Raw genomic sequence first — 20,557 nt, forward strand, 5'->3', positions numbered from 1 at the left:
ATGATGCGGCAATACGAGCTTGTTGAGCGGGTTCAGAAGTACAAGCCCGACGCCAACGAAGCTCTCCTCAACAAGGCCTATGTCTATGCCATGCAGAAGCACGGCAAGCAGACGCGCGCCAGTGGAGACCCCTATATCTCCCATCCGCTTGAGGTTGCCGCCATCCTCACCGACATGCATCTTGATGAGTCAACGATCGCCGTCGCCCTCCTGCATGACACGATCGAGGACACCTCGGCGACCCGCGCCGAGATCGACGAACTGTTCGGTGAAGACATTGGTCGCCTCGTCGAGGGACTGACGAAGATCAAGAAACTCGATCTCGTCACCAAGAAGGCCAAGCAGGCTGAAAACCTGCGCAAGCTCTTGCTCGCCATCTCCGACGACGTCCGCGTTCTCCTGGTGAAGCTCGCCGATCGCCTGCACAACATGCGTACCCTTGAGCATATGCGCGACGACAAGCGCGCCCGCATCTCCGAGGAGACGATGGATATTTATGCGCCGCTCGCCGGCCGCATGGGTATGCAGGATATGCGCGACGAGCTGGAAGACCTGTCTTTCCGCTACATGAACCCCGAAGCCTATGAGACGGTGACCGACCGCCTGTCGGAACTTTCGACCCGCAACGAAGGGCTGATTACCAAGATCGAGGACGAGTTGCGCGACCTTCTCGTCGCCAACGGCCTTCTCAACACCTCCGTCAAGGGACGGCAGAAGAAGCCTTATTCCGTCTTCCGGAAAATGCAGTCGAAGTCGCTCTCCTTCGAGCAGCTTTCCGATGTTTATGGTTTCCGCATTCTCGTCGATGACATCCCGGGCTGTTACCGGGCGCTTGGCATCGTGCACACGCGCTGGCGCGTCGTGCCGGGGCGCTTCAAGGATTACATCTCGACGCCGAAGCAGAACGACTACCGCTCGATCCACACCACGATCGTCGGTCCGTCGCGCCAGCGAATCGAACTGCAGATTCGCACGCGCCGCATGCATGACATCGCCGAATTCGGCATCGCCGCCCACAGTCTCTACAAGGACGGGGAGGGCGGCGAGGCTGGCGAGCTGCTGTCGCGCGAGAGCAACGCCTATTCCTGGCTGCGCCACACGATCGAGGCGCTGGCCGAGGGCGACAACCCGGAAGAATTCCTGGAGCACACCAAGCTTGAGCTGTTCCAGGACCAGGTCTTCTGCTTCACGCCGAAGGGCAAGCTGATCGCGCTGCCGCGCGGTGCGACGCCGATCGACTTTGCCTATGCCGTGCACACCAATGTCGGCGATACCTGCGTCGGTGCGAAGATCAACGGCTCGATCATGCCGCTGGTGACCCGCCTGTCGAACGGTGACGAGGTCGAGATCATCCGCTCCGGCATTCAGGTGCCTCCGGCGGCCTGGGAGGAGATCGTCGTCACCGGAAAGGCCCGCTCTGCCATCCGTCGCGCCACCCGTATGGCGATCCGCAAGCAATATGCCGGCCTTGGCCAGCGTATTCTCGAGCGCACATTCGAGCGCGCCGGCAAGGTGTTCTCGCGGGAAGTGCTGAAACCGGTCCTGCATCGGCTGGGCCAGCGCGAGGTCGAGGACGCGATTGCCTCTGTCGGACGTGGCGAGACCTCCTCGCTCGACGTCTTGCGTGCCGTCTATCCCGACTATCAGGATGAGCGGGTCACGGTGAAACCGTCCTCGGACGAGGGCTGGTTTGCCATGAACAGCGCCAATGGCATGGTCTTCAAGATCCCGGGTGCGGCCCACCCCAAGGGTATCGTGCCCACTGCCGGCGACGGGCCGGAGCCTCTGCCGATCCGCGGCATGTCTGGCAATTCGGAAGTGCATTTCTCGCCGGCCGGCGCCGTGCCGGGCGACCGCATCGTCGGCATCGTGCAGGATGGAAAGGGAATCACCATCTATCCGATCCAGGCCTCGGCCCTTCAGCGCTTCGAAAACGAGCCGGAGCGCTGGATCGATGTGCGCTGGGATCTCGACGAGGCGAACAAGTCGCGTTTTGTCGCCCGCATCCTGATCAATGCGCTGAACGAGCCGGGCACACTGGCGACGGTGGCGCAGTGCGTCGCTCGCCTCGACATCAATATCCGGATGCTCAACATGATCCGCGTAGCGACCGATTTTACCGAGATGGGGCTTGATCTGGAGGTCTGGGACCTGCGGCAGCTCAATCAGATGATTGGCGAGCTGAAGCAGCTCGACTGCATTTCGACGGTCAAGCGCGTCTACGACTAAGCACTTTGGATGCTGCGGCGTTGGTGCGCCGCAGCATCTGGCGCATGAATGTCCAGTTGGACGTAAAAAGCCTGCTTTTTCAGCACAGAATTGCCCAAATAGTAAACCTTGGTTAGTTCGCCATGCGCTTGGCGCATGGCTGATGCGGGTATTTGGCGCTGGTGCCGTGTGCGTCGCAACATTATGTTCAGCTCAACAAATGAAGACAGCAAAACGAGGACTGAACAATGTTTACTCCGATCCGCAGATTTGCCCGTGCCCTCCGCGTTCCCAGCGTTGCAGAGCGTGAAATGATGTACCTCAACGGTGCGCGCGACATGGTCGATCTGGAATACCGCCAGCGCGAAATCGATCGTGGCCTCTTCCGTCGCGGCTGAACACGGCCCGGCAGACAGAGTTTGAAGGATGGAACGCCGGCCTTTGCCGGCGTTTTGCGTTTTCGGTGGCATCGAACCGATGGCCCAGACTTGCAGGACCCATGGTCGATCCATTACATGATCACCATGCTGTTTCGTCGTCGCACACGCTTGCCGCTCAAGGCCAAGCTGCAAGAGCTGTTCTGGCCGAGGAAGGGCTTTTCCCGGCCGTTTCACTATGTCCGCCGACGCGTGCTGCGACTGACAGCCACGCCACATGCGGTGGCTGCAGGCTTCGCAGCCGGCATCGCCATTTCCTGGACGCCCTTCATCGGCCTGCACTTCCTGCTCGCCTTCGCCGTTGCCTATCTCCTGGCTGGGAACTTGATCGCCGCTGCCCTGGGGACGGCCTTTGGCAATCCGCTGACCTTTCCCTTCATCTGGGCAGTCACCTGGGAAGTTGGTCATCACATTCTTGGCGGCGAGACGTCGGGCGGTGGCAGGGTCGATCTCGAAAGCCTGTTCACGACTGTTGGGGCCGCAAAGCTTTGGGAGCCGCTGCTGAAGCCGATGCTGGTCGGTGCTGTGCCGCTTGCGATTGTCTCCGGCATCATCATTTATCCGGTAACCTACAAGATGGTGGCGACGTTTCAGCGCCGCAGGCGCGAGCGTCTGGCAGACCGCGCCCGCGCGCACATGGCCCATGCCTTTGAAGAGCAGAGTGTTTGAATGATCATCGGTATCGGCAGCGACCTCATCGACATCCGCCGGGTGGAAAAGTCCATCGAGCGCTTTGGTGCGCGTTTCACCGCCCGCTGTTTTACAGAGGCCGAGCAGGCGCGCTCCGAAGGCCGCAAGGACCGGGCAGCCTCCTATGCCAAGCGCTTCGCCGCCAAGGAGGCGACTGCCAAGGCACTCGGCACGGGTATCGCGCGTGGCGTCTTCTGGGCGGAGATGGGGGTGGTCAATCAGCCATCCGGCTCGCCAACCATGGAGTTGACCGGGCGTGCCGCGGAGCTTCTTGCCACGCTCCTGCCGCAAGGGCATGTCCCTTACGTCCACCTGACGATCACCGATGAATATCCCTATGCCCAGGCTTTCGTCGTGATCGAAGCCCGTCCGGTCGCGCAGCCGTGACCTGACGCCGGCCGAAAGCTTGGCTTCACGGTTGCCGCAGCCACGCGAACGGACTAGAGAGAGCAGGATTTTCGCAAGAAGGAACCGATCCGCGTGAGCGAAGAAAAGACACAAAGCGCCCTTTGGGAAAACATCAAGGTCATCATTCAGGCTCTTCTGCTGGCGGTCGTTATCCGAACCGTTTTCTTCCAGCCCTTTACGATTCCTTCCGGATCGATGATGCCGACGCTCTTGGTTGGCGATTACATCTTCGTCAACAAGTTCTCCTACGGCTATTCGAAGTATTCTCTGCCGTTTTCGCCGGACCTGTTCGAGGGTCGCGTCTTTGGCAGCGAACCGGAGCGTGGCGACATCGCCGTCTTCCGCTTCCCGCCCAATCCGAGCATTGATTACATCAAGCGCGTCATCGGCCTTCCGGGTGATCGTATCCAGGTGATCAACGGCATTCTGAACGTCAATGGCAAGCCGGTTCCCAAGGTCGAGGACGGCGTCTTCACCTCGGATTACCGCATGGATCCGGGTACCGACGTGCCCGTCTTCCGCGAAACGCTCGACAATGGTGTAAGCTTCGACACGCTTGACCAGGCGCAGAATACTCGTGGCGACAACACCCGCGAATTCGTCGTGCCCGCCGGCCATTATTTCATGATGGGCGACAACCGGGACAATTCGCTCGACAGCCGCTTCGACGTCGGTTTCGTGCCGGCTGAAAATCTTGTCGGCAAGGCCTCGCTGATCTTCTTCTCGCTCGGTAACGACATCTCGTTCCGCGAAGTCTGGAAGTGGCCGGCCAACATGCGTTGGGATCGTCTGTTCAAGGTTGTCGAATGAACCGGAAAAAGGGCCTCAGCGAAGAGCAGTGGTCTATGATGGAGGACGCGGTCGGCCACAAGTTTGCCGATCGCGACCGCCTGGCCCGCGCGCTGACCCATGCAAGCGTGCAGTCGTCGAAAAGCGGTGGCGACTACGAAAGGCTGGAGTTTCTCGGCGACCGCGTCCTCGGGTTCTGTATTGCCGAACTTCTCTTCACCACCTTCCGCAATGCGACGGAGGGGGAGTTGTCGGTCCGCTTCAATCAGCTGGTCAGTGCCGAAGCCTGCGCGTCCGTTGCTGATGAGATGCAGCTCCATCGGTTTATCCGCACCGGTGCCGACGTTAAGGCGATCACGGCCAAGAACATGCTCAACGTTCGCGCCGATGTCGTCGAAAGCCTGATTGCTGCGATCTATCTCGATGCCGGCCTCGAAGCCGCGCGCAGCTTCATCCTGCGATACTGGACGGAGCGCGCCAAGCGTGCAGAGGGTGCGCGGCGTGATGCCAAGACCGAATTGCAGGAATGGACGCATGCCAAGTTTGGCGTGCCGCCTACATACAAGGTTGCCGATCGCTCCGGACCGGATCATGATCCCCGCTTCACGGTGATCGTCGAGATCCCCGGCATCCAGCCGGAGACCGGCATAGACCGATCCAAGCGGGCCGCCGAACAGGTCGCCGCCACAAAGATACTCGAACGCGAAGGCGTCTGGGCCAAAGCCTCGAACGCCAACTGATTGGACACTATGACCGAAACAGAGACCCCGGACGGCGGCGAAGCCATCGTCAACACCCCGACCCGATCCGGCTTCGTTGCCCTGATCGGCCCGACAAATGCTGGCAAGTCGACCCTCGTCAACCGCTTCGTGGGTGCCAAGGTGTCAATCGTCAGCCACAAGGTGCAGACGACGCGCGCCGTCATGCGCGGCATTGCGATTCACAAGAACGCCCAGATCGTCTTCATGGACACGCCCGGCATCTTCAAGCCGCGCCGCAAGCTCGACCGTGCCATGGTCACTTCGGCTTGGGGTGGGGCAAAGGATGCCGATATCATCCTGTTGCTGATCGACAGCGAACGAGGCCTGCGCGGCGACGCCGAAGCGATTCTGGAAGCGCTGAAGGATGTGCCGCAGCCGAAGATCCTGGTCTTGAACAAGATCGACCGCGTCGAGCGCGAAGCGCTGCTGAAGCTGGCAACCACCGCCAACGAGGCCGTCAAGTTCGACCGCACCTTCATGATTTCCGCGACAACGGGCTCTGGTTGCGACGATATCATGGATTATCTGGCGGATACCTTCCCGGAGGGCCCGTGGTATTATCCGGAAGACCAGATTTCCGACCTGCCGATGCGCCAGCTGGCGGCCGAAATCACCCGCGAGAAGCTGTTCCTGCGCCTGCATCAGGAGCTTCCCTATTCTTCCCATGTCGAGACGGAGAAGTGGGAAGAGCGAAAGGATGGCTCTGTCCGGATCGAGCAGGTCATCTATGTCGAGCGCGACAGCCAGAAGAAGATCGTGCTCGGCAAGAACGGCGATGCGATCAAGGCCATCTCGACCGCATCCCGCAAGGAAATGTCGGAGATTCTCGAGCAGACGGTTCACCTCTTCCTGTTCGTCAAGGTGCGCGAAAACTGGGGCAATGACCCGGAACGCTTCCGCGAAATGGGTCTTGAATTCCCGCGCGACTGATGATCGTCAGCCGCGTTGGTCTTTTGGCATAATGCGGCTGGCAACGAAACTGGAGATCTGCGGCCCGATCAAAATGATGATGATCAGCCGCATGGTCTGCAGGGCCATGACAAAAGACATGTCGACATCGGTCGTCGCCGCAATGATTGCGATCGAATCGAGACCGCCGGGGCTTGTCGCCAGATAGGCCGTCAGGGGGTCTATACCCATGACCCGCCACAACAGAAATGCAAGCCCCCCACAGAAGGTCATCAGCACCAGGATGGAGCCGACGATCTGGGGCAGGGCGCTCGCCGCATGGCGCAGAATGCGCCGGGTGAAACTCAGGCCGACCCGCCAGCCGATAATGCCGTAAGCAAGCGTCAGCAGCCAGGCGGGCAGGTTGAGCGTTATATATCCCAGGACATGCAGGATCGTGGTGGCCGCCAGCGGCAACAGCATCGTGCCGGCCGGTATCTTCAGCCGCGCGCCCACGGATGCCGCAAGCACGGCGACGATGAGGGTGATGCCGAGATCAAGCCAGTCTGTCTCCGGAAACCACACCGTCTCCCGCGCCACGCCGCCTTCAACGTTGAAAACGAAGGCTGCCATCATTGCTGCACCCGTCGCGACGAACACCACCCGCAGATACTGCATGAAGGCGACGAGCCGCGCATCGGCCCCATGCGCTTCGGCCATCAGCACCATGGCGGAGGCCGCGCCCGCAGATGTACCCCAGACGGCCGTCGTGCCTGGCAGGATATCTGCCCGGGCAATCAGATAGCCAAGAAGACTGCTTGCGGAGATCACGGCGATCACGATGGCGAGGAAGACCGGCCAGTCGAGCGCGACGGCTTTCAGCGTCTCGACATCGAGCGCGCGTGCGATGATGCAGCCGAGAAGCGAATGCGCGAAGATATAGGGATAGCGATGCACGGAAAGTCGAGCGCCATTGGTCGCCACAAGGATTGCTGATGCCATCGGCCCGATCAGCAGCGCGCCCGGAATCTGCGCGAAATGGAGCAAGGCTGAAATGGCTACAGAGACAACGAGCAGAATCAGCCAACGCAGCTGTGAGGGAAGGGAGGTCAGCAGACCCGGAGGCGGGGTGGCAGGCTGTTCGGGCAAAGACGTGGCCAAGGGCGTGACAGGGGACGTGCCCTGGGGTTTTGATTCCATGCGCTCGTCTTCAGCCATGCCCGTCTGCGTCTTTCGTCTGAGGCCGTGCGTTTCGAAAACACTGGACGCTGGCGGCATTTGATCGAATAAATGAGATCACCCTCACAAAACGAGTTTTATGAGAATGACCTCGCATAAGTCAAGTTCACCGACGCAGCCAACAGCCAAGGAGCCGAAGCGCAAGCGGGGCATTGCCCGTGTCGCGAAACTGCTTGATGCCGGCGCGGCCGTCTTTGCGGAGCAGGGCTACAAGGCTGCAACCATGACCGAGATAGCTGCTCGCGCCGGCGCGCCGATCGGTTCGCTTTACCAGTTCTTCCCCAACAAGGATGTTCTGGCCGATGCCCTTGTGGCCCGTTACGGCGAGCATGTGGAGGCAGCACTTGAGCGGATCCGGGCGGAGGCGGATCAGCTGGACGGACAGCGCCTCGCCGATCGCTTGCTCGACGTTCTGGTGTCGCATTCAGCCGAGCGCAGCCTCGCCCTTAGTCTTCTCGATGCGCGCTGGGAGCAACCCGGTGTTCGCCCTGGCGTGCTGCGCGAGAGCTTGCGCCGCGAGATTGCGAAGATCTTGCTGACCTGGCGTCCTGGTTGGACAGAGGAGGAGGCTCAGCCTGTCGCTATTGTCCTGCTTCAGGCCATGAAGTCGCTGGCGCAACTGCATGAAGAAAAACGATATCCGTCCAAGAGCGAGGCGCTTGAGCAGTGGCGCGGCTGGGTTCGCCACTATCTCGCCCGGTTGGGGGAGCCCGCGTAACGGGCTGTCGTTTCCAGGCGATTTCAGGTAGACTCCATCCCATGCAATGGACCGATGAAGCAATTCTGCTTGGTGTGCGGCGACATGGCGAAACCAGCGTCATCGCCGAAATGATGACCCGTGAGCGTGGCCGCCATCTGGGCATGGTGCGTTCTGGTCGGTCGCGCAACATGCAGCCGGTGCTGCAGCCGGGCAACCGGCTGGAAGTCACCTGGCGTGCCCGCCTCGACGAGCATATCGGGGAATATCGTGTCGAGCCGCTCGTCTTGCGCGCAGGGCGGCTGATGGAGAGCGCAACGGCAGTCTATGGTGTGCAGGCGCTCGCCGCCCTGCTACGCCTGCTGCCGGAGCGCGATCCGCATCCGCATCTGTTTGAAGCGCTGGACGTCATTCTGGATCACCTTCAGGAACCGGCAACGGCGGGCGAGCTCTTCGTCCGCTTCGAGCTGGCGCTGTTGAATGATCTCGGTTTTGGGCTGGACCTGGAAGAATGCGCAGCCACTGGCCTGCGCGATGATCTGGCGTTCGTGTCCCCGAAATCGGGTCGCGCAGTCAGTCGCGATGCAGGGGCGCCCTGGGCTGACAAGATGCTCGCCTTGCCCGGTTTTCTTGCGCCGGGCACGCGGCGTGGTGCGGATCCGGAAAGCCTCATAGAGGCGTTCAAGCTAACGGCTTTTTTCCTTGATCGACATGTTTACGTGCCGCGCGGTCTGGAACCGGGCGCGGCACGCGAAGGCTTCTGTCAGGCGGCGTTGAAGACGCTGCGTGCCTCGTTGGACGCCACATCATTGGCTGCACCCACAAACACAGCCTGATCTTCCTCGGCTGATTTCGATACATGCTCGTGAATGGCGGCCTGCAGGTCGCGGACGCTGTCATAGCTGCCGCCATCGAGATCGATGACGGGATATTTGACGGCGATGAACTTGATCCGGTTCCCATCGGGAACAGTGATGCCGACCGGAACACCGGCATATTCAATAACTTGCTTTTTCATAACGTAATTCCCCGCCCGTACGGTTTGCGCACGGAGCTTCAGATAATGCCGATTGTTGATGTCAGAGCTTGTTCAGCGTCACATTCGACAGGCGTGGCAGTAATGGCGCTTCGCCATCACCAGGCGCGGGGCAGACGGCCAGGATCGGGCGGCATTTTGAAATACGATTTGCATTTCGCTGTCCTCCATCTTTGGCTGTGGTCACGCTTCTTGCGACCATTGAAAGGTTGTGTGCCGGTAATCTCAACCAGCGGCCACAAGGTAGGTGTCAGATGCGAATCCGTCAACGGGGTGCCCATAAAAAATAAAATAATTTTCTGTGACAGTCGTTGTGCGGCGCATCATGCGGAATAAAGATCCGGCAAGAGTGAATTGTCGAAAAATAATCTCAGTTTGGGCCAAATTATGCCGGGCTGGGGGCGGGACGGGCCACGGCGGCCTCCCGGATCGGCCAATGCACGATAGCCGCGAAGAGGCCAAGCGCCACACCCAGCCACCAGACTTGGTCGTAGCTGCCGAGGCGGTCGTAGAGAAAACCGCCGAGCCAGACGCCGAGGAAGGAGCCGATCTGGTGCGACAGGAAGACCAATCCACCAAGAAGGCCAAGATGGCGCGTGCCGAACATCACGGCCACGAGTCCATTGGTTGGCGGCACGGTCGACAGCCAGAGAAGGCCCATGACGGCGGCGAAGATGACGACCGAAAGCGGTGTCTGCGGCAGCAGCAGGAAGAGTGTCACGATGATCGAGCGGCCGATATAGATCAGCGCCAGGAAATAGGCTTTCGAGTACCGCTGGCCGATATAGCCGGCTGCAAGCGAGCCTATGATGTTGAAGAAACCGATCAGCGCCATGGCAATCACCGCATAACGCGGCTCAATGCCGATATCCCCGAGATAGGCAGGGAAATGCGCCGTGATGAAAGCCACCTGGAAGCCGCAGACGAAGAAGCCGGTGGTCAGCAGCAGGTAGCTTCTGTGTGTCAGCGCTTCCTTCAAGGCGTCAAGCACCGTCTGTTGATACTGGTTGCCCGACTGCGTGCCCGACTGCGCATTGCCGCGCAGCGGAAAGGCGAGCAGGGGGATGACAAGCATCATTACGGCGAGGATGACGAGACTGTCCGACCAGCCATAAGTGGAAATGAAGCCCTGGCTGAGCGGCGCAAAGAGAAACATGCCGGCAGAACCCGCAGCCGTGCCGATACCAAACGCCATGGAGCGCTGTTCTGGTGTCACATTGCGGGCGAAAGCCGAGAGTATGACGCTGAATGAGCCGGCGCCGATGGCCGTGCCGACCAGCACGCCGCCGCCGATATGCAGCCAGATCGGGGCCGTCGCATTGGCCATCATCACGAGGCCGGCCGCGTAGAGCACACCGGAACTCGCCAGCACACGCCCGGTGCCATACTTGTCAGCCAGTGCGCCGAAGAAGGGCTGGCTCAGGCCCCAGAACAGGTTCTGAAAAGCCATGGCAAGTCCGAATGTGGAGCGATCCCAGCCGCGATCGGCGAGCATTGGCAGTTGGAAGAAGCCCATGGCAGAGCGCGGTCCGAAGGTCATCACCGCGATCAGCGATCCGGCAAGGATGATCAGCCAGGGCATGGCAGGACGGCTGGCGGCTTTGGTCATGGGACTCTCCTGTGTCGCGCAGACCATAGATCACGATTGCCACGACGAAAAACGCCTTTTGATGAAGCCCTCATCAGTAGAATTGATAGGCGTCAGGTGGTCCGGCGGGCGCGTGTTCAGCGCTGCTTGATCGCCCAGACCTCGCGTTCTCCTGTAACTATCACGCTGTCGCCGACCTGAACTGTCCCTTCGCCGCGCGGTACGGCATTCCAGCCGAACAAAGGGCCGGGAACACGTCGGTCGGCCGACATGCGGATCCGGCCCATGGCCGGCATCGGATTGGCGCCATCGCGTGAGCCGTTCTTCTGGTCCTGCGTTGTCATGATGCAGCGCGGGCAGGGCTTGACGAAGTCGAACTGAATGCCGCCGATCTCGATGCCAGCCCAACGATCTTCCGCCCAGGGCTCGTCGCAGTCGAGCACGATATTGGGCCGGAACCTGTTCATGCCGACTGCGCCTTCGCCATGCTGCTCCATGTCCGCATTGAGGGCCGCGAGCGAGCCGGTCGTGGTAACGAGGATCTGATAGCCATCGGCAAATCCCATCGGTGTGCCCTGACCCGCCCATTCGGGGCTTGCTTCCCGCCGGCTTTCGCCATCGATGAACGCGAGCCGAACCGGCCGACCGAACCAGTCTGAGAGTTTGGCATTGACGCTGTCATCGGCCACGGCGGCATCGACGATCGACCTCCAGATGGCCACCTTTTGCCGATGGTCCGGTTGCGGCGGCGCCACCATCATCTCGCGGCCATCGTCTAGCTTTAGGGTGACATAGGCGGCACCGGGAATGGCGGTCAGCCCTGCAAGGGCCGGTAATTCGCGCTGGGTAATGAAGTGCCCGTCGGGATCGGTCAGCATCATCCGCCGGTCACCGGCAAGGCCCATGGCCTCAATGCGAGCCTTCGGCACAGCGATCCCGCGCGCACTCTTGAAGGGGTAGACGACGAGTTCAGTGATCTGCATGGCGTGCCTCAGATTTCATCGCGGAAAAGAGTGAGAAACTCGACCAGTCGCCTGTGGCGCTCGGTGGCCAGTTTGCGGCCGGCCTCGGTCTGGAAACCGGCAGAAAGCTTGAGCAGCTTCGCCGGAAAATGGTCGATCGCATAACGCCGGTCGTCGAGCGACCGGTTGTCGGCATCCGGGTCACCGGCGTGATAGAGCGCCGATCCCATGCGGCCGGCGATGTAGAAGCAGCGTGCCACACCCACCATGCCGATCGCATCCAGCCTGTCGGCATCCTGGAGAATCTTCGCTTCAAGGCTTTCCGGAGGGATGCCCGCAGAATAGCTGTGCGTCAGGATCGCATGGGCGACGGCTGCAATCTCTATTCTTTCCCAGCCGAGGGCCGCGAGAATGCCGGATGCCTTGTCCGCCGCAAGCCGCGAAGCTTCCGCCCTTAGCGGCGAGTTCTTTTCGACTGCCACGCAATCATGCAACAGCACGGCGGCAGCGAGGACCGCACCATCGCCACCTTCCTCCGCGTGGATGCGCATGGCATTGCGAAAGACGCGGTGGATATGGGCAAGATCGTGCGACCCATCATCGCCTTCGGTGGCATGGGGCAGAAGATTGGCGGCAAGGCCCGCATGTGGCGTGAAGTCGGCCGCAGTCAGCTGATCGGTCACGATGTCTCCCTTGTCGGTCGGCCCACCCGCCGGGGCGCGCTTGGAAGGAGAGAGGTTTACGACGCTTTTCAGCGTCGTCCACCCGGAAAGTGCCAAACTGACAGCTTATCCCGCAGCGAAGCCCAGGGCAGCGTCCAAATCAGGAGCCGCTCGCCTTTCCTGGAAGAGCGAAGGCTATCAGGTAATCGCCACTTTCCTCTGAGAAGGGCGCGCCACCGACAGACACAACCACATATTGCCGCCCTGTCTTCGGCGAGACATAGGTCATCGGCGTGGCGCTGGCGCTCACCGGCAGGGGATATTGCCAGAGCATCGTCCCGTCCTCGGCGTCATAGGCGCGGATGTAATGATCCTGGAAACCTGCAAAGAATACCAGGCCGCCGGCGGTTGTCATGCTGCCGGCATAGGTCGGCAGGCCAAGCGGCATCGGCATGCTGAGCTTGAGGCGCAACGGTCCAAGCTCTTCTGCGGTGCCGGCTGGCACCTGCCAGGCGATCGTCTTCGTCGTGAGGTCTATGGCCGTAATCGTGCCGAAAGGCGGCTGGTTGCACGGCACGCCGATCGGCGATTCCCACATTTCGGTTTCCATGCCGTAAGGCGTGCCGAATTGCGGCGCGGGGCCGTGGCCGGCCGCATCGCTGAACTGGTCGGCATACTCTGCACGGGAGATGAGCCTGAATACGCTTGGAACGCGGATATCGTTCAGGAACACGCGGTTGTTCGGGACGTCGACGGAAACACTGCCCCAGTTCATCCCGCCGAGATTGCCGGGTTGCTGCAGGGCGGGCTGAAGCCCGATCGGGGTGAAGTCCCCGTCGTAACGCAGCTTGCGGAAGGCGATCCGGCAGGCGAGCTGATCGAACATGGTCAGGCCCCAGGCCTTCTCTTCCGACAGTCTGTCCGCACCAATCACCGGCATGTCGATCGAGTAAGGCTGTGTGGATGCCAGCTTTTCCTCAGGCGCAGCGCCCGATTGCGGCACCGGCCTTTCTTCGACGCGGCTGATCGGTTCGCCACTTGCCCGATCGAGCAGGAAAATCTGTCCGCGCTTGGTCGTCTGCAGCACGGCCGCAATCGTGCTACCCTTGCCGTCCGGCAGGTCGATCAGCGCTGGTTGTGACGGCAGGTCATAGTCCCAGATGTCATGATTGACCGTGCGGAACCTCCAGCGCTCCCGGCCGGTGGTCACGTCCAGCGCCACCAGCGTGGCATTGTAGGCATCGGCGTGCGCGGGCCGCTCGGCGCCGTAATAGTCGGGCGTCGCATTGCCGAGCGGCGCATAGATGAGGCCGAGCTTTTCGTCGAAGGCCGCGGTCGTCCACATATTGGGCGTTCCCCGACTGTAGCTCTTGCCCTCGGGCGGCAATCGGGTGATCGAGGGATCTGCGAGATCCCAAGCCCATTCCAACTCGCCGGTGATGGCGTTGAACGCCCTGATGACGCCGGAGGGTTCACCGGTTTCCTGATTGTCCTTCACCCAGCCGCCGATGATGATCCGGTCGCGGGCAACGAGCGGTGCCGATGTCTGGAAATAGTAGCCAGCCTTCAGCTCGCCCATGCCGACGGCGAGCGACACCGTACCGTTACTGCCGAAATCCGGGCAGGGCGTGCCGGTTTTGGTGTCGAGCGCCATCAGTCGGGCATCGATCGTCGTCATGATCAGGCGCTCGTGGCAGGGAGCGGCAGGCTCTGGCGCGGGGGCTGACATTTTGAAATAACCGAGACCTCGACAACGCTGCCACATCGGCGCTTCCGCCTTCGGATCAAAAGTCCAGCGCGGCGCGCCGCTATCGACATCGAGCGCCGCGACGACATTGCTGGGCGTGCAGGAATACAGCGTATCGCCGATGAGAAGCGGTGTGTTCTGGTCAACGCCAACCGTCTTGCCGGTCCGATACGTCCAGACGGGTTCAAGCTGCCCGACGGTATCGCGATTGATCTGGTCGAAGGTCGAATAGCGCAGGCCCGAGGTCGTCTTGCCATAGGACGTCCAGTCGCTTGGTCGATTGTCACCTGCGACTTGTCTGTAGGCGGTCGTCGCATCCGTCGGCCGGATCGCGCCATGTTCAGCGAAGGCGAGCGAAAGGATTGCCACGAGCGGCAGGGCCGTGGCCACCGCGCCGGCAAGGCCGCTGCGCCTGCTGATGGTCGGGCAGAGACGCAAGCTGACCAGAAAGGCAAGGCAGGCGATGACGAGCGGCGAAAGCAGCCGGGGGAAAAGCGCCCAGAAGTCGAGACCCGCTTCCCAGATCGCCCAGGGCAGGGTGATGATCGCAACCGCTACGACAATCATCAGGCCTGTGGCCCGACCTGAATAGAGAAGGATTGCCGCTGCGACATAGGCGATGCCGACCAGCGCGTAATAGGGGGAGCCCCCCAGGGCAACGAGCCAGGCCCCGCCAGCCAAAAGGCCAATTCCGGCCAGGAGGAGGACACCGCAAAGAAGACGACAGAACAAGGTCACGGCAGGGGCTCCGCAATCGAGGTGGCATGTCTGTACTGATTGAGGAACGTGGCGCCGCCGGATGCTGCGGTCTCTTCCGAGTTTCGAAACATGCTTAAAATTATAGGCAGTGTTGCCATGGTCACTGACAGCCCGATGATGCGCAATCTAACATGGGGGCGAGGCAACAGGTTTTTGATGCCTGCGTCAAGGTAATCTGCAAGGTGTTTTCATGCTTCTCGAAGAAAAACTGGGTTTGTCTGGCGGTCGTCCGACCGGCTTCGACTACATGCGAATTATCCTGTCAATCTTGGTGGTGTGGATTCATACGGCCCGTGTGACAACGGGGGATGATCTGTTCATTTGGGAATCGGCTGCTCGGCCATTCCTGAAGTCTGTTTTGCCGATGTTCTTCATTCTGAGCGGTTTTCTAGTTGCCGGAAGCTTGGGGCGTGCGCGAACGCTGGTTTCGTTCCTCGGCAATCGCTTCATCCGCATCTACCCGGCTCTGGCGGTTGAAGTCTTCCTCTCGGCGCTTCTGCTGGGCGTCTTGTTCACCAGCCTTAGCCCAAGCGCCTATTTCACCGATCCGGAATTCTTCCGCTATCTGTTCAACGTCACCGGCCATATCCATTTCACGCTGCCCGGCGTGTTCGAAACCAATCCGGACGGCGGAACCGCCAATATCCAGCTCTGGACGGTGCCTTACGAACTCGAATGCTACGCCGCGATTGCCATCCTCTTTCTGGTTGGTGTGGTGCGTTATCGCATTCTCTCGATTCTGGCGGTCGTTGGCTGCACGATTACCTATGGGCTGATCCGCTACGCCAAGCATGGTCCGGAATGGGCGAGTTTTCCGACTGTCATGTCGGGCAACCTCCTGATCTGCGGTTTCCTGCTTGGCGTCGTCTTCTATCTGTATCGCGATCGCATCCTCTGGGATCGACGCCTTTTCGGCCTGTCCTGTGCGTCAGTGCTGTTCAGCTACTGGTACACCTCAATGGGCGATTTTCTGGCTCTGCCGGGGCTTGCCTACATCACCATTTTCCTCGGGCTCTGTTCGCCGCGAAAGATCGGCATTCTCAAGGGCGCCGACTATTCCTACGGTATCTTTCTCTATGGATATCCGATTCAGCAGGCGCTCTATGCACTCGGACCCGCGGGGCAGAACTGGTTCGTGAATGGCCTGCTTGCCACCGTTTTGGCCGCCGGTTTTGCCGCCATGTCTTGGCATTTCGTCGAGAAGCCAGCCTTGAAGCTGAGAAGGGTTGTGATGGCGTTGGAAGAGCGCTGGCTCGAGCTGTCCAGGCGTTTGCGGTTTAGGCGCAGGCTCGGTCTTCCGGGTACCGCGCCCTCCGCAACCGTGGCCGTGAAATGAGGGGCTGGCGCCGCTGAAGATGTTGGGCAGGGATGATAATCCCCAATGAGCGCGACCCGGTTTGGGCCGAGATCACCTCTGGGAGATGAGAACGCGCTCTATGATGAAATAGAGCGCGTTTGGCGTCACATTGACTGGTCCCATCCCCCGCCATCGATCAGTCCGTTATCGAAAAGATCGCGCCAGCCGGTATAAGGCTGGCTTTCCGCGCCGAGAAAGACTTCATTCCCCGCACCGGCTGTATAGGCCGCATACTCTGCCGTATGTTCGGACAGGTTGGACTGGTCCGTGACCTTCTCGACAAAGGTCGACAGAAACTTGAAATGCAAGAGAGCGCCGGTCACTGGCGGGATGCCGACGGGATCGGACAGGTTGAGGGCGAGAGGCCAGATCTGGTGTGACGATTTTAGATAGAGCCGTTCGCCGCAGACATGCACGAGCGGGATCTTGTTCAGCGCCGGCCCGTCCCATAGGCGTTCACGAAAATAGATCCGGCCGCGCACGCCCCCCTTGATCCAGGTTGTATTCTCGCGTGGATCATGATGGCGAACATAGCCGGAGCGATCGAAAAGCGGGCAGATGTCGAGGGGGTCGCGACCAGGTTCGCAGACATTGTCTGACAGTCGACCGCGGCCATACATATCGACCATGATTGCCCGGAGTGACCGAAGTCCGTGCCGGGCAAGATGGGCCGTCAGGTCGCTGATCCCCCGGCGGTCGTCATGTGGAAAGACGAGGAACTCGTCCGCATCCACATAAAGCACCCATTTTTCGCGGCAGAGGCGGTTGATCACCTCATTTACCCAGTCATTGCCGAAGCGGGCCGCCTTGTAGGAGCCGGTTGCCGACACAACCGAGATGTCGGCCTGCCCAGCCAGAATATCGGCCGTGCTGTCGCTCGACTGGTTGTCGATAAAGATGAAATGCTCGAAGCCGAGCCGCCGGTAGTAGTCGAGAAAGAAGGCCAGACGGTGCCCCTCATTGCGGACCACGCAAACCACGACATGCTGCGCGGCAGATAAGGCGGCCTCGTTCAGCGTATAGCGCAGCTGGCGCGATTTGATCAGGCGGCGAAGCCGGGCCTTGGAATAATGCAGGGCGCTTGCGGTTGCCGGTGAGGCAAATGTCATGCTGTGCGCCTCCATTCTGGCCTGAGAGGATCGCTGTTGCGACCCTTGGTCCTCGGGCGGTTCCGGGGCAAGAAGGATGTAGCTCTGTCTGTCACGCGGATTTTCCCAGTTGGCGGCTCAAGCGGGGTAATTTCCGGTCAAGGCATATTCAAGCGGATTGCGTTTGCGTCCGCCTGCAAGGGCATGAAGCGTCCGCTCCCGCATCGACCGTAACGTATAGACGAGCTTGCGGTCGAGTGAGATGCCACGATAGAGGCGGGCGAATAGCGGGTCTTCACGCCGCAGTTCGCGATAGATCCTGCTCTCGGCATCCGTCCAGGGAAAGTAGGTTCCATGCCATGGCTTCGGATGCGCCATGTAATGCACAATGCTGAGCGAGCGCATGTCGACCATGTGCAGGAACTGCTTGGGGAAATTCCACTTGTTGGAAATCAGGATCAGCGACTGGCCGGCAACGTGATTGAGGGCGCCCTGGTCGTGTTTTCCATCGCAGGCCTCAGGATTGGTCAGGAACAGATTGAACGCCTCTTCGCCAATCCAGCCTTCCCGATTGAACTTCAAAACGCCGGCGTTGAAATAATGGCTGTCCCTGCCATGCGCGAGAAGATCGCGCAGCGCCAGATAGTCGCGTGCGGCGTAGAACTTTCCTGGCGGCGCCACCAGTTTCTCAAGGTCTTCGAGCGGGCGAATGACCTGGGTGTCGCCGTCAAGATAGATGATCTGTGTATAGTGTTTCGGTAATATTTGCGGAAGAATCAGCTTCGCCATGGTGCTGACGCTGATTCGACCCTGGAAATGCCCGAGATCCAGCCGTCCAAGTGAGCTCGCCAGCGCCTCAGAGACGTCGAGAAGGATCACGCCCTTGGCTGCCAGCAGTTCCCTCAACGCCGCAAAGTCAGGGATTGCCTCGGAGAGCAGGACGCAGATATCCGTGCTGTGAGAGCTTTGCTTGCGGGCCTGCAGCGCCGACATGATCGTCGGAAAGGCGTATTCCCCATCGGTCACATAGACCACACACTGGGTGTTGAGGGCTTGCGCCGATTCGGGCTTTGGGTTGCCCTGGGCCTCACCATTGGTTGTGTTGCCATCATTGATCGCCTGGCGAACCATAAATTTTCCCCATTCCTGTTTTTACTGAATACTTAGCGAAGAAACGCATTACTATGCTGCTGACGCAGGTATTTTTCTTGATTCGTATTGGTGTCCGACGGGACATTGCTCCAGGGAGCGGATCATGGGCAGAGGTAACGTCGGAATGTCGAGCGCCGCACTTCTGGTTTTCGCAGTGTCTTCCCTTGCCGGTACGGTACTTCGTGCCTGGGCCTTTGCACTGACATCCCTGGGAGTCGTCCTTGCCGTCCTTGTCGTGCTCCTCTTTCAAGGAGAGCCTCTGTTCCGCAGTCTGATCCTCGGCCTGAAGTTGCTGGTGCTCATGCAGACCAGTTATGTGCTGGGGCTTTTCGTCAGCCATTTTGTCAGCCAGATTGTCCGTCGCCGGAAAGGTCGCCCCCTGAGCGACAGGAGCCGGATGGGCGGCGAGCCGCCGCCCTCTTGAACGGGTCGAGACATCAAACCCTTCATAGGCCATGACGGTATGAACACGCTTCTGACGGAGGCGTTTGGTTTGCTCTCCGGTATCGCCTGCAAGCGCAGAGGAAACAGCACGCACAAATGGCGACTGTCGGGCCCGCGATACCGGCGCAAAACGGCTTGCCACACCCCGTCCGGGCGCACAGGTCTTGTCAGACAAGACGGACTCCTTCCGGAAAGGCGGCCGGTCCTGCATCGTCGGATGCGAGCACGGCCTGACTGGTCCTCGCCCTCGGCGCGCTGATGCCCGCTGCGAGCCCCGCGATCAGGCTGAACAAGAGCCCGAGATCGGTGCTGGTGCCGGCCAAGGCGGCCGCGACGATCTGGCTTAGCGAAGACATGAGGGCAGCCATTCCGATGGCGAAATCGTAAGAGTGTTTCGAATCCAGTCGCCGTGTGGCGCGCAGAAGCCTGTAGAGAAAAAGCAGAAACAGCAAAGTTCCGATGATGCCGACATTCGACAGCAGCGCCACAACGAAGCTTGATGCGCGCACGGAGCCCAAACCGGCCCCCATGCCGACGGTATCGAGGAAAGAAATCAGGGCCAGTGTGTTCCAGGCGGTCCGCTCCTCTCCCGATTGGGAACCGAGCTTGTTGGAAAAGGCTTCGACGCCAACATCTGTAATCATCTGCCAGATCGCAGGCATCAGCATCAGTCCCAGCAAGAGGCATGGCAGGACAAGAACGAACAGCAGCAGGAATGTGGCATGCGACGTGCGTGCACGGCCTCGCCAGACCCGGACAAGACAAAACAGCACGCAGACGGCTGTCATGACCGCACCCGCCGCATAGGCCGTGGTTGATGTGCACAGCAGAAGGGAGATGCCCGTCACGCAGGTGATCGGTCCAAGCCAACGCACGGGATAGCGCTCGAGCCAGAGGATGAGCGTGAAGACGAAGAGGGAGAGCGCGATGGCGCCAAAGGAACTTGCTTCAGGAAACGATCCGACGATGCGCTTGAACCCGGCAAATGTGTCCGTCGTATGCATGGTGTAGTTGGCATTGCGAATGACATCCAGCGCCTGCGGCACGCCTGCGTAATAGGTCGTGACATCAAGCAGCGCGAAGAGGCAGCAGGTCGCAGCCGTCGCGATTACTGCATGGGTCAGAAAGCGTGCGTGACCGTTGCGCGCCAGAGCCGCGACGATGGCGAAGCAGGCGAGATCGGCCAGCAGATAGACAGATTGGGTGAAGTTCGATGAGCCGGGCCGAAGCGGCGAGGCGAGGGTCGACATCATGGAGTTCGCGCCGCGCGCAGAGGAATAGACGAGGCTTGCATCGGCAAAGATCCTCGGCAGGAAATAGGCGGTTGCGACAGAAAACATGATATAGGCCGCAAACCAGTAGCCCGGCCCGGGGTGAGCCAGGCTTGCCAGGCTCGCATGCAGATGCGCAGGACGCACGGCAACACTGATGAACAGAAACAAGAGCAGCAAATGGCTGGGCTGCACACTATTGCCGCCGAGCGCCGGGAGCTGGATGGCCGCCGCCGCACCGAACAACAGTGACATGGCAAGGATCGCCGCGCTCCAGCGCGGCCCGAGATAGACCCCGACGGCGCCGAGCAGTATTGTCAGAAGACCGATGATTTCTAGCGACACGATGGTGATCCCGGCTTTGGCGGGGCGTA

The 20,557-nt window shown here is 60.4% G+C and carries 20 protein-coding genes; 10 read left to right on the forward strand and 10 right to left on the reverse strand.

Annotated features, from left to right (window positions below):
• The 7 genes from ACSV9I_RS08650 (at position 1) to era (ending at position 6,223) form a co-directional block, all read left to right on the forward strand.
• Positions 1 to 2,229, forward strand: coding sequence for a RelA/SpoT family protein (locus tag ACSV9I_RS08650; RefSeq protein ID WP_054159780.1), 2,229 nt, complete (start codon positions 1 to 3; stop codon positions 2,227 to 2,229).
• 227 nt (positions 2,230 to 2,456) lie between these two features.
• A complete protein-coding gene (locus ACSV9I_RS08655) occupies positions 2,457 to 2,606 on the forward strand; it encodes a DUF3563 family protein (protein ID WP_082352613.1) in 150 nt (49 codons plus the stop codon).
• A gap of 126 nt (positions 2,607 to 2,732) precedes the next feature.
• A complete protein-coding gene (locus ACSV9I_RS08660) occupies positions 2,733 to 3,314 on the forward strand; it encodes a DUF2062 domain-containing protein (protein ID WP_438328550.1) in 582 nt (193 codons plus the stop codon).
• On the forward strand, positions 3,315 to 3,722 hold the full coding sequence (gene acpS, locus ACSV9I_RS08665) for a holo-ACP synthase (protein WP_054159781.1): 408 nt from the start codon (positions 3,315 to 3,317) through the stop codon (positions 3,720 to 3,722).
• 93 nt (positions 3,723 to 3,815) lie between these two features.
• Positions 3,816 to 4,553 carry a signal peptidase I gene (gene lepB / locus ACSV9I_RS08670; protein WP_438328392.1) on the forward strand — a complete coding sequence of 246 codons (738 nt, stop codon included), beginning with the start codon at positions 3,816 to 3,818 and terminating at the stop codon, positions 4,551 to 4,553.
• Positions 4,550 to 5,272 carry a ribonuclease III gene (gene rnc / locus ACSV9I_RS08675; RefSeq protein ID WP_054159783.1) on the forward strand — a complete coding sequence of 241 codons (723 nt, stop codon included), beginning with the start codon at positions 4,550 to 4,552 and terminating at the stop codon, positions 5,270 to 5,272. The genes lepB and rnc overlap by 4 nt, the downstream gene beginning before the upstream one ends.
• A gap of 9 nt (positions 5,273 to 5,281) precedes the next feature.
• Positions 5,282 to 6,223 carry a GTPase Era gene (era, locus tag ACSV9I_RS08680; protein ID WP_054159784.1) on the forward strand — a complete coding sequence of 314 codons (942 nt, stop codon included), beginning with the start codon at positions 5,282 to 5,284 and terminating at the stop codon, positions 6,221 to 6,223.
• Between the two features lie 6 nt (positions 6,224 to 6,229).
• Here era and ACSV9I_RS08685 read toward each other — a convergent pair whose 3' ends face one another.
• Complete coding sequence (locus tag ACSV9I_RS08685; protein ID WP_438328394.1) at positions 6,230 to 7,381, reverse strand: AbrB family transcriptional regulator; 1,152 nt, start codon at positions 7,379 to 7,381, stop codon at positions 6,230 to 6,232.
• A gap of 124 nt (positions 7,382 to 7,505) precedes the next feature.
• On the opposite strand from ACSV9I_RS08685, the gene ACSV9I_RS08690 reads away from it, so the two are divergent.
• Positions 7,506 to 8,138 carry a TetR/AcrR family transcriptional regulator gene (locus ACSV9I_RS08690; protein WP_438328395.1) on the forward strand — a complete coding sequence of 211 codons (633 nt, stop codon included), beginning with the start codon at positions 7,506 to 7,508 and terminating at the stop codon, positions 8,136 to 8,138.
• Positions 8,139 to 8,179: 41 nt separating this feature from the next.
• Positions 8,180 to 8,953 (forward strand): DNA repair protein RecO, encoded by a 774-nt coding sequence (gene recO, locus ACSV9I_RS08695; protein WP_438328397.1) that lies wholly within the window; start codon positions 8,180 to 8,182, stop codon positions 8,951 to 8,953.
• On the opposite strand, the gene ACSV9I_RS08700 is transcribed toward recO, so the two are convergent.
• The 5 genes from ACSV9I_RS08700 to ACSV9I_RS08720 all read right to left on the reverse strand — a co-directional run bounded on the left by ACSV9I_RS08700 (position 8,881) and on the right by ACSV9I_RS08720 (position 14,850).
• A complete protein-coding gene (locus ACSV9I_RS08700) occupies positions 8,881 to 9,135 on the reverse strand; it encodes a hypothetical protein (protein ID WP_438328560.1) in 255 nt (84 codons plus the stop codon). The two genes, recO and ACSV9I_RS08700, sit on opposite strands and share 73 nt — an antisense overlap.
• A gap of 403 nt (positions 9,136 to 9,538) precedes the next feature.
• Positions 9,539 to 10,762: an MFS transporter gene (locus tag ACSV9I_RS08705; protein WP_438328398.1), complete on the reverse strand. Its 1,224-nt coding sequence runs from the start codon at positions 10,760 to 10,762 to the stop codon at positions 9,539 to 9,541.
• Positions 10,763 to 10,878: 116 nt separating this feature from the next.
• Positions 10,879 to 11,724, reverse strand: coding sequence for an MOSC domain-containing protein (locus ACSV9I_RS08710; RefSeq protein WP_438328399.1), 846 nt, complete (start codon positions 11,722 to 11,724; stop codon positions 10,879 to 10,881).
• Positions 11,725 to 11,732: 8 nt separating this feature from the next.
• Positions 11,733 to 12,386 carry an HD domain-containing protein gene (locus tag ACSV9I_RS08715; RefSeq protein ID WP_438328552.1) on the reverse strand — a complete coding sequence of 218 codons (654 nt, stop codon included), beginning with the start codon at positions 12,384 to 12,386 and terminating at the stop codon, positions 11,733 to 11,735.
• A 139-nt stretch (positions 12,387 to 12,525) separates the two neighbouring features.
• Complete coding sequence (locus tag ACSV9I_RS08720; RefSeq protein WP_438328401.1) at positions 12,526 to 14,850, reverse strand: membrane-bound PQQ-dependent dehydrogenase, glucose/quinate/shikimate family; 2,325 nt, start codon at positions 14,848 to 14,850, stop codon at positions 12,526 to 12,528.
• Between the two features lie 211 nt (positions 14,851 to 15,061).
• On the opposite strand from ACSV9I_RS08720, the gene ACSV9I_RS08725 reads away from it, so the two are divergent.
• Positions 15,062 to 16,207 carry an acyltransferase family protein gene (locus ACSV9I_RS08725; protein WP_438328402.1) on the forward strand — a complete coding sequence of 382 codons (1,146 nt, stop codon included), beginning with the start codon at positions 15,062 to 15,064 and terminating at the stop codon, positions 16,205 to 16,207.
• Between the two features lie 125 nt (positions 16,208 to 16,332).
• On the opposite strand, the gene ACSV9I_RS08730 is transcribed toward ACSV9I_RS08725, so the two are convergent.
• The 4 genes from ACSV9I_RS08730 to ACSV9I_RS08745 form a co-directional block, all read right to left on the reverse strand.
• Positions 16,333 to 17,337 (reverse strand): glycosyltransferase family 2 protein, encoded by a 1,005-nt coding sequence (locus ACSV9I_RS08730; protein ID WP_054159895.1) that lies wholly within the window; start codon positions 17,335 to 17,337, stop codon positions 16,333 to 16,335.
• Positions 17,338 to 17,454: 117 nt separating this feature from the next.
• Complete coding sequence (locus ACSV9I_RS08735) at positions 17,455 to 18,447, reverse strand: glycosyltransferase family 8 protein (RefSeq protein ID WP_438328404.1); 993 nt, start codon at positions 18,445 to 18,447, stop codon at positions 17,455 to 17,457.
• Complete coding sequence (locus tag ACSV9I_RS08740) at positions 18,425 to 19,087, reverse strand: hypothetical protein (protein ID WP_438328405.1); 663 nt, start codon at positions 19,085 to 19,087, stop codon at positions 18,425 to 18,427. Before ACSV9I_RS08740 ends, ACSV9I_RS08735 begins: the two co-directional genes overlap by 23 nt.
• Entirely contained in the window at positions 19,080 to 20,528 is a 1,449-nt protein-coding gene (locus tag ACSV9I_RS08745) for a hypothetical protein (protein ID WP_054159793.1), read from the reverse strand. Before ACSV9I_RS08745 ends, ACSV9I_RS08740 begins: the two co-directional genes overlap by 8 nt.
• Between the last annotated feature and the right edge of the window lie 29 nt (positions 20,529 to 20,557).

Origin of the sequence: Rhizobium sp. G187 (assembly GCF_051549525.1) — a bacterium.
In the GTDB taxonomy this organism is placed as follows: Bacteria; Pseudomonadota; Alphaproteobacteria; order Rhizobiales; family Rhizobiaceae; genus Allorhizobium.